At 56.8% G+C, this 14,838-nt stretch carries 13 protein-coding genes; 4 read left to right on the forward strand and 9 right to left on the reverse strand.

All coding sequences use genetic code 11. The features are described from left to right. The first annotated feature begins 9 nt into the window (after window positions 1–9). From ACHZBF_RS07170 to ACHZBF_RS07185, 4 genes are all read left to right on the forward strand, one after another. Window positions 10–672, forward strand: a complete 663-nt coding sequence (locus tag ACHZBF_RS07170; protein ID WP_321528058.1) for a protein-methionine-sulfoxide reductase heme-binding subunit MsrQ — start codon at window positions 10–12, stop codon at window positions 670–672. After that, on the forward strand, window positions 669–1,418 hold the full coding sequence (locus ACHZBF_RS07175) for a DUF1223 domain-containing protein (RefSeq protein ID WP_321528059.1): 750 nt from the start codon (window positions 669–671) through the stop codon (window positions 1,416–1,418). Before ACHZBF_RS07170 ends, ACHZBF_RS07175 begins: the two co-directional genes overlap by 4 nt. 181 nt (window positions 1,419–1,599) lie before the next feature. Further along, entirely contained in the window at window positions 1,600–2,934 is a 1,335-nt protein-coding gene (locus ACHZBF_RS07180) for an MBL fold metallo-hydrolase (protein WP_321528060.1), read from the forward strand. Between the two features lie 58 nt (window positions 2,935–2,992). After that, a complete protein-coding gene (locus ACHZBF_RS07185; RefSeq protein ID WP_321528061.1) occupies window positions 2,993–3,469 on the forward strand; it encodes a MaoC/PaaZ C-terminal domain-containing protein in 477 nt (158 codons plus the stop codon). A gap of 136 nt (window positions 3,470–3,605) precedes the next feature. On the opposite strand, the gene ACHZBF_RS07190 is transcribed toward ACHZBF_RS07185, so the two are convergent. From ACHZBF_RS07190 to ACHZBF_RS07230, 9 genes are all read right to left on the reverse strand, one after another. Further along, the gene (locus ACHZBF_RS07190; RefSeq protein WP_029134000.1) at window positions 3,606–4,709 is read right to left on the reverse strand and encodes a CaiB/BaiF CoA transferase family protein; all 1,104 of its coding nucleotides are present in this window, start codon (window positions 4,707–4,709) and stop codon (window positions 3,606–3,608) included. 135 nt (window positions 4,710–4,844) lie between these two features. After that, a complete protein-coding gene (locus tag ACHZBF_RS07195) occupies window positions 4,845–6,080 on the reverse strand; it encodes a phenylacetate--CoA ligase family protein (protein WP_321528062.1) in 1,236 nt (411 codons plus the stop codon). 159 nt (window positions 6,081–6,239) lie between these two features. Next, complete coding sequence (locus tag ACHZBF_RS07200; protein WP_029133998.1) at window positions 6,240–7,055, reverse strand: ABC transporter ATP-binding protein; 816 nt, start codon at window positions 7,053–7,055, stop codon at window positions 6,240–6,242. A 98-nt stretch (window positions 7,056–7,153) separates the two neighbouring features. Further along, window positions 7,154–8,482 carry an ABC transporter substrate-binding protein gene (locus tag ACHZBF_RS07205; protein ID WP_321528063.1) on the reverse strand — a complete coding sequence of 443 codons (1,329 nt, stop codon included), beginning with the start codon at window positions 8,480–8,482 and terminating at the stop codon, window positions 7,154–7,156. Window positions 8,483–8,558: 76 nt separating this feature from the next. Continuing rightward, window positions 8,559–9,638, reverse strand: coding sequence for a branched-chain amino acid ABC transporter permease (locus ACHZBF_RS07210; protein ID WP_029133996.1), 1,080 nt, complete (start codon window positions 9,636–9,638; stop codon window positions 8,559–8,561). A 3-nt stretch (window positions 9,639–9,641) separates the two neighbouring features. Further along, entirely contained in the window at window positions 9,642–10,634 is a 993-nt protein-coding gene (locus ACHZBF_RS07215; RefSeq protein ID WP_335340052.1) for a branched-chain amino acid ABC transporter permease, read from the reverse strand. Between the two features lie 15 nt (window positions 10,635–10,649). After that, window positions 10,650–11,435, reverse strand: a complete 786-nt coding sequence (locus tag ACHZBF_RS07220; RefSeq protein ID WP_029133994.1) for an ABC transporter ATP-binding protein — start codon at window positions 11,433–11,435, stop codon at window positions 10,650–10,652. 13 nt (window positions 11,436–11,448) lie between these two features. Next, complete coding sequence (locus ACHZBF_RS07225; RefSeq protein ID WP_029133993.1) at window positions 11,449–13,434, reverse strand: AMP-dependent synthetase/ligase; 1,986 nt, start codon at window positions 13,432–13,434, stop codon at window positions 11,449–11,451. 325 nt (window positions 13,435–13,759) lie between these two features. Continuing rightward, complete coding sequence (locus ACHZBF_RS07230) at window positions 13,760–14,593, reverse strand: universal stress protein (RefSeq protein WP_321528064.1); 834 nt, start codon at window positions 14,591–14,593, stop codon at window positions 13,760–13,762. Between the last annotated feature and the right edge of the window lie 245 nt (window positions 14,594–14,838).

Below are 14,838 nucleotides of genomic sequence, written 5' to 3' on the forward strand. Positions count from 1 at the left end.
ACGGCCTGGATGACGCGTGTACAGATCATAACCCGGCTGCTCAAGCCGGCACTGTTTTTCCTGCTGCTGCTGCCGTTGGCACTGCTGGTACAGCGGGGCTTTGCCGATACTCTGGGGGCCAACCCGGTGGAGACCATTACCCACCAGACCGGGCTCTGGGCGTTGCGTCTGCTGCTGCTCACCCTGGCGCTTACGCCGCTCTGCCGGGTTACAGGCATTAATGATTTTGTTCGCCTGCGCCGCATGACCGGGCTCTTCAGCTTTCTCTATGCGCTGCTCCATTTCGCCACCTATGCCGTGCTGGACCATGGGTTGGATATCGGTGCAGTTTTCGCAGACGTGGTGAAACGCCCCTATGTCACCCTGGGTTTCAGCGCCTTCCTGCTGCTGATTCCACTGGCGGCCACTTCGCACAACCGGATCATCCGGTTGCTGGGCGGCAGGCGCTGGAAACGGCTGCATCGGCTGGTGTATCTCTGCGGTCTGGGCGGGGTGCTGCACTATCTCTGGCTGGTGAAGGCGGACACCCTGTCACCGCTACTCTATCTGACGCTGTTCCTGGGGCTGATGCTGTTCCGGCTGCCGCCCCGGATACGCTCGAAGCTCAGTGATCTGTCAGGGCGCATGCTGCCGATGCAGCGTCGTCACCGGTTGCTCAAGGAGGAACGATGATGACTGTAAAAACAGTGACTGTATCCTGGATGCTCGCACTGTTGGTGCTGGCCGGCGCCAACCTGTCTGCGGCAACCTTGCAGATATCCAGTGGTGAGCAGCGGGTAACCCTGGTTGAACTCTACACCTCGGAAGGGTGCAGCAGTTGTCCGCCGGCGGAGGCCTGGCTGAACGGATTCCTTAAGGATGAAGATCTCTGGCATCGGGTGATCCCGGTGGCGTTTCATGTGGATTACTGGGACTACATCGGCTGGAAGGACCGTTTTGCCCAATCGCGCTTTTCCGACCGCCAGTATCGCTATCAGCAGGAGGGGGGTATCCGCACGGTCTATACGCCGGGTGTGCTGCTCAATGGTGAGGAGTGGCGGAGCTGGTCTCGCCAGCGTCCCGGCGTGGCGGATGAAACGCCTGGTGCATTGACACTGGAGGTCACCGGTAACCATGTAACGGTCCGGTTTGCGTCGACCAGGAAACCGGCGGGCGAGATGCGCCTGCATCTGGCAATCCTGGCCTTTGGCCTGACCAGCGAAATAGCGGCGGGTGAAAATCGCGGACGTCAACTGGCGCACGAGTTTGTCGTGGTGGGTATGAGTGCAAGCGACGCAGCGGATTTGAACTGGCAGATGCAACTGCCGGAGATCAGGCCGACCGATGCCAAGCGTCATGCACTGGTTGCCTGGGTTAGTGAGCCGGACCGTCTGCGCCCGCTTCAGGCGACCGGTGGCTGGTTACCGGCAAAGCCCTAGTGGATGGCATTTGGTCTGCCGGGCATGGAGTTATGCCAGTCCATTCTGGAATATTTCCCCTGCGCCTATGTGGTTTGACCTGGACCACTCAGGCGTGAATACCACTGGGATAATGTGCTATTGCTCCCGGTGACCGGTCCCTATGGTATCATCTGAAACAGATCTGGACCGGGAATGTGTAATGCGTGATGCTGTAACTGCCGTACTTGTACATGGTGAAGAGGTGTTTGTGATCAAACGCCAGGACTACCTGCGCGCCTTTCCCGGTTATTATGCTTTTCCCGGTGGCAAGGTGGATGACGAGGATGCCGGATATGACTACAGCCATCCACAGATTACCGAGTTTAAGCCGGAGCGCATTCGGGCTCTGATCCGGGAGCTGGACGAGGAACTGGGTTTCGATCTGCAGCAGGCTCTTGAGCAGGACCAGGTGGAACGGATCGAACTGATGGGCATTGCCATTACCCCGTCGTTCGAACATGTCCGCTTTCACGCCCACTATTACAAAATCGTGTTGAAATCCAAACCGGCGTTTCGTCCCGACAGCAATGAGATTGCCTGGTCGGACTGGTTGCACCGGGAGGCGTTCCTGGCACGCTATGAGTCCGGTGAAGGTTTGATGGTGATACCGGTCATGCGCACAGCACGCGCATTTGCGAAAGATCTGACAACCAGCGTAATAGAGCCGTTCAATCTTGATTATGATGAAAACCGCGAACTTGCCTATCTGGAAATGATACGGGGCCTCGGGTATATCCCAACCCGGTCAAACACGCTGCCACCCGCCGAATACACTTATGCGCTGATTATTGGTGACGGCGCCGCACCACGTTATCTGGTGGATCCGGCCCCGGCTTCGGACGAAATACTGGATCGGATGTTCAATACCCTGGAACGGTATCCGGTGGATGGTATTCTGATCACCCACCACCATCGGGATCACCATGAGCGATCACCCGAAATCGCCCGTCAGCTTGGTCTGCCCATGCTCTGCTCCCGCAAGACCCGGGAGCGTCTACTGGCATGCAATGGCACCGACTACCTGGACGGGATCGAGATTGTCCACGTAGAGGAGGGAACCCGGCTGACTCAGTGGTTGGGTCGGGATGTGCACTGCTATGAACTCCCGGGACACGATGATGGCATGATCGGCCTGGCGCCGACCGATATGTCCTGGTTCTTTGTGGCCGACCTGGTGCAGCCGTTGGCGACGGTGGTAATACCCGAACCGGAAGGGAATATGCAGGATTACTTCGACACCCTGCAACGGATTATTGACCTGCAACCCAGGGCCATCATCTCATCTCACGGGATTCCCATTGGTGGCACCCATCTGCTGGAGAAGACCCTGCAACATCGTCAGGAGCGGGAGGCTCAGATTCGCACCCGGCTGGAACAGGGAGATGACCTGAATCAGATAGTGAAAAGACTCTACCGTGGCATTAATCAGAAGCTGATACCATTGGCAGAGCAGAACGTCAGGCAGCATCTGCGCAAGCTGGGACACAGGATATAAAACCACAATAATGGTTTAACCTTCCCGGCATATTTTTTTCAGAACCGGGGAGCCCCGTATGTCTACAATGGAAAATATACCCTATAGCGAGCTGGAGATTGGGACGGCTGCCAGTTTCAGCAAATCCCTGACGGAGGATGATCTGGTGCTGTTCGCCCGCATCTCTGGAGACGTCAACCCGGTACATCTGGATGAGGCGTTTGCCCGGGATACCCCGTTTAAAGGCCGTATCGCCCATGGCATGTGGACCGGTTCGGTGATCTCCGCTGCCGTGGCCACGGTGCTTCCCGGGCCCGGAACCATCTATCTGGAGCAGAACCTGCAGTTTCGCCGCCCGGTCAGGCCCGGTGACGAAATCACCGTGCAACTGACCGTGACCGGCAAGCTGGATGACGCCAAACGCCATGTCTCCCTGGATTGTCAGGTGCACAACCAGGACGGTGTACTGGTGGCCAAGGGTGATGCCCGGGTGATTGCGCCGGAATGGAAGGTACGGCTGGAGAAACCGGTCTTGCCGGAGATTCGGATTGGTTAACGGTGGTGACGTTGGGGGTCGTGACTTACCCCGACCGGCTAACTATCAACCGTAGGAGCGGCTTCAGCCGCGACAGGGGCGCCAAATCAATCGCCATTCGCAGCTGAAGCCGCTCCTGCAATGTGGAATGCGCTACTCAGGGCTCTTCGGCCAGCCACTCCACACTCTCTCCATCCCCAATCTCGATCAGCCGGTTTGGTAATCGACAGGGCGCGCCATTGATCCAGGCTGGATAGGCCGGTTCCCAATTGTTCAGTAGACCCCGGGCCTCCACCTGCGGATGGTTCTTGGCCTGATCCAGGGTGGGGATGGTCTCAAAGCAGCAGTCCACATCACCCAGGAGATGCTGCCAGTGTTCCAGCGGTTGGGAGAGGAACAGTTCGCGCAGCTCCTGAATTAGGGCGGTCTGGGGCATGTTTTCAAGCTGTCGTGGTATCCAGGCATGCCTGTCCACCGCCTCGCAGAAGGCGCGCCAGAATTTAGCCTCCAGCGGCGCCAGGGCGAGAAACTGGTTGTCCGCCGTTTCATAGATGTTGTAGCAGGCCGCGCCGCCATTCAGCAGGAGTTGCTCACGCTGCAGTCCGGCGTTCTCTTTCGCTTCGCTCAGGCCCAGGTATTGCCAGGCCATGGCCGAGTCGAACAGGCTGATATCAATGAATGCTCCCTTACCGCTTTTCACCCGGCCCAGCAGGGCCGACTGGATAGCGGTTACCGCCTGCATGGCCCCGGCATGATCCGCCAGGGGCGGAAAGATAATCATCGGCTGGGAGAGGGTGCCGGTGGCACTCAATGCGCCGCTGGCAGCGCAGTAGGTCAGGTCGTGTCCGGCGTGATCACGGTAAGGACCATTCTGGCCGAATCCGGAGAGGGCGCAATGGATGAGCTGCGGATTAAGTAGCTCCAGCCGGGTTCGGTCAAAACCGAGCCGCTCCATTACCCCGGGCCGGAAGGATTCAAGCAGCACATCGGCCTGTTTCAGTAGCCGGCTCAGCTCAGTCTTTCCGGCGTCTGATTTCAGATCCAGCCTGACGACCCGTTTGCCGCGATTCAGGTGCCGGTAGAGCGCCGAAGGGGTGGCGTTGTCCGAGAGCATGAAGTTGCGCATGGGATCGCCACGGGGTGGCTCCACCTTGATCACATCGGCACCCAGATCGGAAAGCATCCGGGTGGCAAAGGGGCCGGGAATATACTGGGACAGGTCCAGTACTCGATAGCCGGCAAGAAAGCTTTGGTTTTTCATCGGACTATTTTGCCAGAAAAATACAGTTTAGCCTGTATTTTTATTGGAATAATGCGGTTCGCAAGCTGGCGGTCTGCTTATCCAGCCTGATGGTCACAGCAACAGAATGTGCCAGGCGCAGTGGTGCCTATCAAATCAGTCGTACTTGCGGATATCGTCAATCACCTTGCCGTCATTGGGCAGGGAGTTGCGGGGCAGGCGGTCTGTTTCGCCGCGGACCTTGCAGATATCCCGGATACTCTCGGCAATGGCCTTGTCGAGTTCAGGTGATGCGGTCTCCGCTTCGTATTGCAGGGTTATCTGATCGCTCTCATTGATCCACTCGACTACCAGCCGTGCCTTGTGGATCTCCGGGTGCCGTTTGATGACCCGGGCCACCTGTTCCGGATGAATGAACATGCCCCGTACCTTGGCAGTCTGGTCGGCACGTCCCATCCAGCCCTTGATGCGGCGGTTTGTGCGGCCACAGGGACTGATTCCCGGCATGATGGCTGAGAGATCACCGGTTGCAAAGCGGATCAGCGGGTAGTCCGGATTGAGGCTGGTTACTACCACTTCGCCCACCTCGCCATCGGCGACCGGTTCACCGGTGCCGGGACGGACAATTTCAACATACACCCCTTCATCAATCACCAGTCCTTCCATCGCTGCGGTTTCATAGGCGATAACACCGAGATCGGCTGTGGCGTAGCACTGCAGGACCTGTATGCCTCTTTTTTTGAATCCATCACGCAAGGGGGGAGGGAGCGCCTCGCCCGAGACCAGCGCTTTTTTCAAACTGCTGACATCTGCGCCCGTCTCATCCGCTTTTTCCAGAATGATTTTGAGGAAAGAGGGGGTGCCCACGTAGCCGTCCGGTCTGAGATCGACGATGGTCTGCACCTGAAGTTCGGTCTGGCCAACACCGGCAGGAATGACCGAACAGCCCAGGGCGTGTGCGCCGCTATCGAGCATGGCACCGGCCGGTACGAAATGGTAGGAAAAACAGTTATGAATCAGCTCTTCCGTTCTGAAGCCGGCAGCAAACAGGGCTCGTGCGAAACGCCAGAAGTCCTGGCGCTTTGAGCCCGGTTCGTAGATCGGGCCGGGCGAGGCGAACACATAGGCAAGCTGGGGTGACTTGACAGCGGCCATGCCACCAAAGGGGTGGGAACTCTGCTGCAGTTCGATCAATGCCGACTTACGGGTGAGTGGCAGCCGGGCTATCGCCTCTGTGGAGGTTATATCGGCCGGGTCAATATCGGCCAGAATCCTGCCGTAGGCCGGAGCCTCGGCTTTGGCGTGGGCAACCTGGGCGGCGACGGCCTTGATCAGCGACTGCTGTCGTGTCCGGGGATCCTGGGTTTCCAGTTCGTCGTAATAGTTTGTCATGATACAGCCCGCATCCGATGTGATTAGTCAGTCCGGTTCAAACAGGCCTTGTGTTTGCGCCTGGATGCCTCCGGCTGCCCGGCATCTGTTTGGCTCAGATACCCGTGAAACAGCCTTGATGGAATCAGTGACGACCCACGGTCGTCACCAGAAAAGAGGTTACGACAGCCAGCGCTTGCGACGGCGATAGTTCTTTACATCGCGGAAGCTCTTGCGTCCCTCGGTGGAGATGCCCAGGTAGAACTCCTTGACGTCTTCGTTCTCGCTGAGCTCTTTGGCGTTGCCTTCCATTACCACGCGCCCATTCTCCATGATGTAGCCATAGTCGGAATAGCGCAGTGCGACGTTGGTATTCTGTTCCGCCAACAGGAAACTGACGCCTTCATTCTGGTTCAGTTTTTTGACGATTTCGAAGATCTCTTCGACCAGCTGAGGAGCCAGGCCCATGGAGGGCTCGTCCAGCAGGATCATCTCCGGTTGTGCCAGCATGGCGCGACCGATGGCGCACATCTGCTGTTCACCACCGGAGGTATAACCGGCCTGACTGCTGCGTCGTTCGCGCAGTCGGGGAAAATAGTCGTAGATCATTTCGAGACTCTGGGCGATCGCCTTGCGACCATCACGGCGGGTGTAGGCGCCGGTCAGCAGATTCTCTTCAATGGTCAGATGTTCAAAACAGTGACGCCCTTCCATCACCTGCACGACACCGCGTCTCACCAGGTCTGATGGATTCAGGCTTTCAACCGCCTCACCCTTGTAGAGGATGTTGCCCTTGGTGACATCGCCACGCTCTGCACCGAGCAGATTGGAGATGGCCTTGAGGGTGGTGGACTTACCTGCACCGTTGGCACCGAGCAGGGCGACAATGCCACCTTTCGGTACCTCCAGGGAGACACCCTTCAGCACCAGAATGACGTGATCATAGATCACCTCGATGTTGTTGACCTCTAAAAAGGCATGTGCGTTGTCAGTCATGCTGTGCCTGTTCATTCTCTGTATGTTGGGAGATGTCCCCGCGGCCATTCAGGCCGCGGGGACCTCGTTCGGTGGATCAGGTCCACCGATAACCGCGATCAGTTACAAGCGCGGGGGGTGATGCCTTTCTCTTTGGCGTAGGCCGCCGCAGACTCCTTGTACATGACGTCAAGCATCTCGTTGTTGGGCTGGATCCAGTCGGTAATGGCCTTCCACTGGGTACCATCCCACTGGGTAATCTTGGCGCGACCCTTACCCAGATGATCCGCACAACTCAGCTTGATAGGGTCAAACAGACCCTCGGCGCCGATGGCCTTCAGGCGTGCTTCATCAATGTCGAGACGATCCAGTGCCCACTGCACCTGCTCGCCCGTTACCGGCTTGTTGCCAAACTCGTTCATGGCGCCCTGCAGGGCCTCAGTCAGAAGAACGGCACTCTGCAGACCCCGGTTATAAGCCACTTCACCAATCCCGGCTTCAGAATCGGCTGAACCCTTACCGTTAGCGTACAGCACCTGCTTGATCATCTTGTGCACATCAAAGTCGGCACCTACGCCGTTGAACTGCAGGGATTTGTAACCCACAGCGGCCTTGCCGGCCGGCACCATATCGACATCGTTACCTGACCACCAGATACCGATAAACTTTTCACGTGGGAAGTTGACGGCTGCGGCCTCTTTGATGGCGGTGGCGTTCATCACACCCCAGCCATACATCAGTACATAATCGGGGCGCAGTTGACGACCGATCTTCAGCCAGGTTGCCTTCTGCTCCAGACCGGGATGCGGTACCGGGAACAGCGAGAGCTCAAAGCCGTGTTTTCCGGCCAGTGCTTCCAGGGTCTTGATTGGCTCCTTGCCATAGGCGGAATCGTGATAAACCAGGGCGATCTTCTTGCCCTTCAGGTTGTCATACCCCCCTTCCTCACTGGCCATGTAGTTAATGGCAATGTCCGCGCCACCCCAGTAGGTTGCCGGTGGCACAAACACGTAGGGGAAGATGGTGCCGTCAGCGGCATCAGCACGTCCGTAACCGGAGGTGATCAGTGGAATCTTGTCGGCCACCACACGATCGAGCAGGGCATAGGTGATGCCGGTCGACAGCGGCATGACAGCCGGCATACCGGTAGGACCGTTGTTTTTAAGTCGTTCATAACACTCCACACCCTTGTCGGTGTTATAGGCCGTGTCACACTCTTCCAGGTTCAACTTGACGCCGTTGATACCGCCATCGCGCTCGTTGAGCAGGTTGATGTAGTCGGCAAAGCCATCAGCCCAGGGGATGCCGCCAGGTGCATAGGGGCCGGTCCGGTATACCAGCGAACCGATGTACTGGGCATCTGCCGCCATGACCGTTGGTGTGGATATCAGGCTGGCCATACCCACTGCGGCAGCGATAATACCGGTTTTCACTTTATTAATTTTCACTCGTTGTTTCCTCCATCTGAACAGTTACAAGTTATCCTGAGCGGATTGTTGAACTTGCATGTCTAAATACCCTTAATCAATAAGGGAACGGCCAGAGCCGCAGTTTTTCCTTGGTAATCTGCCAGAGCCGGGCGAGACCGTGCGGCTCGACAATCAGGAAAAAGATAATCAACGCACCGAAAACCATCGCTTCGATGTGTGATATGAGATCCACCGGAATATCGAGACCAAACCAGTGGGGCGCATTGGACAGGAAGATCGGCAGCAGCACGATAAAGGCAGCGCCGAGAAATGCACCCATGATTGAGCCGAGACCACCGATAATAATCATGAACAGGATCTGGAAGGAACGGTTGACATCGAATGCCAGTGGTTCTACCGATCCGGTATGTACAAAGGCCCAGAGTGCGCCGGCAATGCCACATAAAAAAGAACTATAGGCGAAAGCCTTCAGTTTGGTGGGCAGCATTTTGATGCCGATGATCTCCGCGGCGATATCCATATCACGCACAGCCATCCATTCACGTCCAATATTGGAGCGCACCAGGTTTTTGGTGATCAGGGCAAGGAGCGTAACGATGCTCAACGTGAACAGATACTTGGCTGTTACGGTGGCGTATGCCCCGGTAACCAGCACATCGCCAATCGCAGCCATGGGGGGAGCCGTAATCACGCCCGATGAACTGTAGTTGGTAAACCAGCCAAACTTGTTGAACATCCAGATCAGGAAAAACTGTGATGCCAGGGTGGCCACCGCCAGATAGAAGCCCTTGATGCGCAGGGATGGAATACCGAACAGAATACCGACCCCGGCAGTGATGGTGCCGGAGAACAGCAACACCAGCAGGATATGCATGCCCGGGAACATGGTGGCCAGTTTATAGGCGGCAAAGGCGCCGGTGGCCATGAAACCGCCGGTACCGAGACTTAACTGTCCGGCATAGCCGGTCAGGACATTGAGCCCCAGTGCGGCGAGCGCCAGGATCAGGAACGGCAGCATGATGGTGCCCAGCCAGTAATCACTTGATACTGTTGGGATCACCAGGAAGGCAATGGCCAAAATGGCCCATATGAACCAGCGATCCTGACGAATGGGCAGGATCGCCTGATCCGCCTTGTAGGATGCCTTGAACTCTCCAGCTTCACGGTAAAACATGCGTTACACCCTCTCGATGATCTTTTCGCCGAACAGCCCCTGCGGACGGAATACCAGGAAGGCCAGCGCCAGCATGTAGGCGAACCAGTCCTCGATGCCGCCGCCTATCATAGGCGCGATAAATACCTCCGCCAGCTTTTCGCCGGCACCAATCAGCAGTCCGCCGATAATGGCCCCCGGCACCGAGGTGAATCCTCCGAGAATCAACACCGGCAGTGCCTTCAGAGCAATCAGGGCCAGGGAGAATTGGACCCCCAGTTTGCTGCCCCACATGATGCCGGCGACCAGCGCCACAATACCGGCCACTGCCCAGACGATGACCCAGATATGCTTCAGCGGGATGCCGACGCTCAGGGCCGCCTGGTGGTCATCGGCCACGGCGCGCAGGGCGCGTCCAATGCGGGTGTACTGAAAGAACAGGGCCAGCACAATCACCAGGATGCCGGCAATAACCGCCGCGATCAGGTCGAAATCATTTATCAGGATCAGACCGTCAAAGTAGAATCCGGGCTCCTGGGAAAAGCCGATATCCAGGTTTTTTACTTCAGAACCCCAAATGGTCTGGCCGAAGCCGTCAAGAAAGTAGGCAATACCGATGGTGGCCATGAACAGGATGATGTGCTCCTGGTTCACCAGGGAGCGCAGCACCACCCGCTCGATGGCAATGGCCAGCACCAGCATCACCAACAGGGTGACGATGACAGAGAGCCACATCGGCAGCCCCATCTCGTTCAAGCCGACCAGGGTCAGGGCGGAGAACAGCACCATGGCACCCTGGGCGAAGTTGAACACACCGGAGGCCTTGAAAATGAGCACGAAGCCAAGGGCCACCAGGGAATACATGACGCCAGACAGCAGGCCGCCGATGGCGACTTCAAAGAAGAAGGGCCATTCAAAGAAGATATCCTCTGACAATGTGCCGGCCATCCATGGGATGGCCACCATCAGGAGGAGTGAAGCAAGGATGATGTATATGACATCGCGTTCGAGGCGCATTATTTCTCTCCCGAATTAGTGTGAAACGCCAAGATAGGCATCAATCACGTCTTGGTTGTTGCGCACCACGTCGGGTGTGCCATCGGCCAGTTGACGGCCATAGTCGAGCACTACCACGCGATCGGAAATATCCATCACCACGCCCATATCGTGCTCGATCAACACGATGGTGGTGCCGAATTCGTCGTTAATATCGAGTACGAAGCGTGACATATCCTCCTTCTCTTCCACGTTCATGCCGGCCATCGGCTCATCCAGCAACAGAATTTCCGGTTCCGCCGCCAGTGCCCGGCCCAACTCCACGCGCTTCTGCATGCCGTAGGGGAGGCGGCCCACCGGGGTCTTGCGGATGGCCTGGATCTCCAGGAAGTCGATAATCTCTTCCACCTTCCGGCGGTGTTCGATCTCCTCTTTCTGCGCTTTTCCCCAATAGATGGCCTGTGAGAACATGCTGGATTTCATCTTCAGGTTGCGCCCGGTCATGATGTTGTCCAGGGTGCTCATGCCCTTGAACAGGGCGATGTTCTGGAAGGTGCGGGCGATACCGAATCCGGCCGCCTCATGCACCTTCATCTGCTTGCGCACTTCACCGCGGAAGCTGATTTCCCCCTCCTGCGGGTGATAGACGCCGTTGATCACATTGAGCATGGAGCTCTTGCCGGCCCCGTTGGGTCCGATGATGGAGCGGATCTCGCTTTTGCGGACGTCAAAACTGATGTTGTTCAGCACCCGCATTGCCCCGAAGGAGAGCGAGATGTTCTTCAGGTCGAGGATCACTTCCCCAATGGCGCGTTCTTTCATATCGGGTTTCTCCTCAACTCGCTTTCTTCAGCGGTTCGGTCACATGGGTCTCAGCATTGCGGATACGCAAGTCAGCCTCGATTACACCCCTGCGCCCATCCTCATACTTCACCTCGGTTGAGGTGTGGATTTCGTCGATATCACTGTAGAGCGCTTCCACCAGGTCGTGATATTTCTCCGAGATGAAGCGTCGGCGCACCTTGCGGGTGCGGGTCAGCTCGTCGTCATCCGGGTCCAACTCCTTGTGCAGGATCAGGAAGCGGTGCACCTGGGATTCGCTCAGCATGGGATCGTCGACCAGGTCCCGGTTCGCCTGGTTGACGCATTCCAGGATCAGGTCGTACACCTCCGGCCGGCTCGCCAGATCGGTGTAGCCGGAATAGGGCAGGCCGCGACGCTCTGCCCAGTTACCCACCGACTCCAGGTCGATGTTGATGAAGGCACAAACCTGGTTCCGGTCATGGCCAAACGCCACGGCCTCTTTGATGTGGGGGAAGAACTTGAGCTTGTTCTCCACATAGTTCGGGGCAAAAATGGCTCCGCTGGAGAGCTTGCCGACATCCTTGGCGCGATCGATGATCTTCAAGTGACCGTCCTCGTCCAGAAACCCGGCGTCGCCGGTGAGGAAGTAACCCTCGGCGTTCATGGTCTCCGCCGTGTCTTCCGGCCGGTTGTAATACTCCGCAAACAGCATGGGGCCTTTGACCAGTACCTCGCCGTTGTCGGCGATTTTGATCTCCACCTTGGGGGCCGGTATGCCCACGGTGTCCAACTTGACGTCACCGTTGGGCTGCAGGCAGACATAGGCGCAGGTTTCGGTGGAACCATATAGCTGCTTGAGATTGATACCCAGTGAGCGGTAGAAGCGGAACAGGTCGGGGCCGATGGCGGCACCCGCGGTATAGGCGATGCGCAGCTTGCTCATCCCCAACACGTTACGCAGTGGTCCGTAAACGAAGAAATCACCCAACCGGTAAAGCAGCCGATCGCGAGTGGATACCTCCTTGTTGCCGGAAAGTATCTCGGCGCCGCAACGGCGAGCAACATCCATAAAGTAGTCGAACATGCGGCGCTTGATAGCGCTGGCATCCTGCATGCGAACCATTACCTGAGTGAGCAGATTCTCGAACACCCGGGGCGGTGCGAAGTAGTAGGTGGGGCCGATCTCCCGCATGTCGGTCATTACCGTTTCCGCCGATTCCGGACAGTTGATGGTAAAACCGGTTACCAGCGCCTGGGCGTAGGAGAACAGATGATCGCCCACCCAGGCCATGGGCAGATAAGCGAGCATGCTGTCGTTGTCATTGAGCCCGTCAAACTCGGCGCTTCCGCGAGCGGCCTCGATGAAGGCGTGATGGGTCATGCACACCCCCTTCGGCTTGCCGGTGGTGCCCGAGGTGTAGAGGATTACCGAGATGTCATCGCCGCGTCCCTTGGCGATCTCCTGGTCCAGGTAGTCCGGGTGCTGGGAGTGGAACTCCCGGCCCCGCGCCTGCAACGTCTCGATGTAGGTGCAAAAGCCCTGATCGTAGTCGCGCAAACCCCTGGGATCTTCATAGATCACCGCCTCCAGGGCCGGGTACTGCTCGGTGATTTCGAGCATCTTGTCAGTCTGTTCCTGGTCCTCCACCAGGGCGAATCGCACCTCGGCATCCCCCAGTACATAGGCCATCTCATCGGCCACTGAGTCCTGGTACAGCGGTACCGGTATGCCCCCAAGGCACTGTACGGCAGCGAATCCCCAGTAGAGTCGGGGGCGGTTGTCACCGATGATGGCCAGCTTGTCGCCGCGCTTGAACCCCAGCGCCGCCAGGCCACAGGCCAGCGCCCTGACTTCATCGGACACTTCCGACCAGGTCCATGATTGCCAGATGCCGAGATCCTTTTCACGCATTGCCACCTTGTTGCCGCGAACCCGGGCGTGGTTCAGCAGCAGCTTTGGGAAAGTATCAAGGGTAGCGTTCGTCTGCCCGTCGGGTTGGTTTGGGGATAATGACATTCCCTCAACTCCTCTCACTGTCAATGGTCCGGCGTCGGGGCGCCGGGAGATTTGTTATCTGTTGACGCCGAATTCAGGCGTTAAAAGCGTGATGGATCGTATTCTATTGTTATATTGTTTAATGACGGTTTACGTAAACGTCAATAAATAATTATTTCCGTTTACGTAAACGTAAATTATAGCCAACACTAATTAAAAACGCTTGAATGGTCAATAAGGCGTGCCTCTTTTATTCCATCGTTCGGTACGGATCCTGTCTTTACGTGGAATCCATTGCTGCATCCCACAAGTGACTCGCAGGGTGGTATCCCCCAAATCCAGAAGTTTAGTGCGACATCAGTACCGGCGTGGTCATATGCTCGAATATCTTTTGGGTAACTCCACCCAGGATCAGCTGTCGCAGGCGGTGATGCCCATAGGCGCCCATTACCAACAGGTCAGCTCGTTCATCCGAGAGGCAGTTGAGGATCAGATTACCTTCATCCACGCCTCGCGTAGAGAATTGATCGCTCTCCACCTTGATCCCGTGACGGGCAAGGTGTGCGGCAGCCTGATCAACCGTCACCCCGGAAGGGCGTTTGTCCTTTTTCTTCTGGTTAATGGCGATAACCTTGACCTTTTTTGCCTCTGTCATCAATGGGATAGCGTCGTTCAGCGCGCGAACCGACTCGCGGCCTGGGGTCCAGGCCACGACCGCTTTTTTGCCGACTGTTTTGAAATCACCTGCGTAGGGGATAATCAGCACCGGCCTTCCGCTCTCCAGCACCAGGTGCTCCGGCATCTCTTCCGGGATACTGCCACTAGCGCTCTTTTCATCATATTGGCCGACAATAATCATATCCGCCTGTTGGGTCTGTTGAATTACCTGATTCATCAGCTGTTCCAGATTGCTCGGCAGCTTGGCAGTTATCCAGACCAGCTCAACCCCGGCTTTCTCGGCCAGTTTCGCGTATTTGCCGTGGATCTGCTCGCTCAGTGCTTCGTGGGCCTGGTGACGCTTGGCCATGTTCGGTTCAAAACCCTTCAGACCAGGATCGGCGCGGGCAAACAGTGCGGTTAATCCCGCCTTGTTCTGCTTGGCCAGCTGGATGGCAATCTTTACCCGCTTGTCGCACTGCGGCGTATCATCGATATGAACAAGTATGTCTTTCAATGCCATGGAGCGGTTTCTCCCTTATGCGGATAGCCTTGGTGATCGCTGGCTGCCGCTATTGTTTGTAAATATATTCGCGGTAACGCACCAAACCTGAAAATAGAATTACGTTTACGTAAACGTAACTTGTGAGCAACACTAATTAAAAAAACTCGGGTGGTCAACAGGTGAATTTCCCGAATACTACCTTGACGGTTTTTTTTCTGATCTTCGACGCTTTAATAGCCGGTGGAACCGGTAGAAGTATAGAG

The sequence above is a fragment of the Sedimenticola selenatireducens genome, assembly GCF_963675335.2.
Classification (GTDB): Bacteria; Pseudomonadota; Gammaproteobacteria; order Chromatiales; family Chromatiaceae; genus Sedimenticola; species Sedimenticola selenatireducens.

Bases quoted from the DNA above. Each gene is read 5' to 3' on its own strand.
- ACHZBF_RS07175 (WP_321528059.1), top strand. From the start codon at position 669: ATGATGACTGTAAAAACAGTGACTGTATCCTGGATGCTCGCACTGTTG.
- ACHZBF_RS07195 (WP_321528062.1), bottom strand. From the start codon at position 6,080: ATGACAAACTATTACGACGAACTGGAAACCCAGGATCCCCGGACACGA.
- ACHZBF_RS07190 (WP_029134000.1), bottom strand. From the start codon at position 4,709: ATGAAAAACCAAAGCTTTCTTGCCGGCTATCGAGTACTGGACCTGTCC.
- ACHZBF_RS07200 (WP_029133998.1), bottom strand. From the start codon at position 7,055: ATGACTGACAACGCACATGCCTTTTTAGAGGTCAACAACATCGAGGTG.
- ACHZBF_RS07225 (WP_029133993.1), bottom strand. From the start codon at position 13,434: ATGTCATTATCCCCAAACCAACCCGACGGGCAGACGAACGCTACCCTT.
- ACHZBF_RS07220 (WP_029133994.1), bottom strand. From the start codon at position 11,435: ATGAAAGAACGCGCCATTGGGGAAGTGATCCTCGACCTGAAGAACATC.
- ACHZBF_RS07170 (WP_321528058.1), top strand. From the start codon at position 10: ATGACGCGTGTACAGATCATAACCCGGCTGCTCAAGCCGGCACTGTTT.
- ACHZBF_RS07180 (WP_321528060.1), top strand. From the start codon at position 1,600: ATGCGTGATGCTGTAACTGCCGTACTTGTACATGGTGAAGAGGTGTTT.
- ACHZBF_RS07230 (WP_321528064.1), bottom strand. From the start codon at position 14,593: ATGGCATTGAAAGACATACTTGTTCATATCGATGATACGCCGCAGTGC.
- ACHZBF_RS07215 (WP_335340052.1), bottom strand. From the start codon at position 10,634: ATGCGCCTCGAACGCGATGTCATATACATCATCCTTGCTTCACTCCTC.
- ACHZBF_RS07185 (WP_321528061.1), top strand. From the start codon at position 2,993: ATGTCTACAATGGAAAATATACCCTATAGCGAGCTGGAGATTGGGACG.
- ACHZBF_RS07210 (WP_029133996.1), bottom strand. From the start codon at position 9,638: ATGTTTTACCGTGAAGCTGGAGAGTTCAAGGCATCCTACAAGGCGGAT.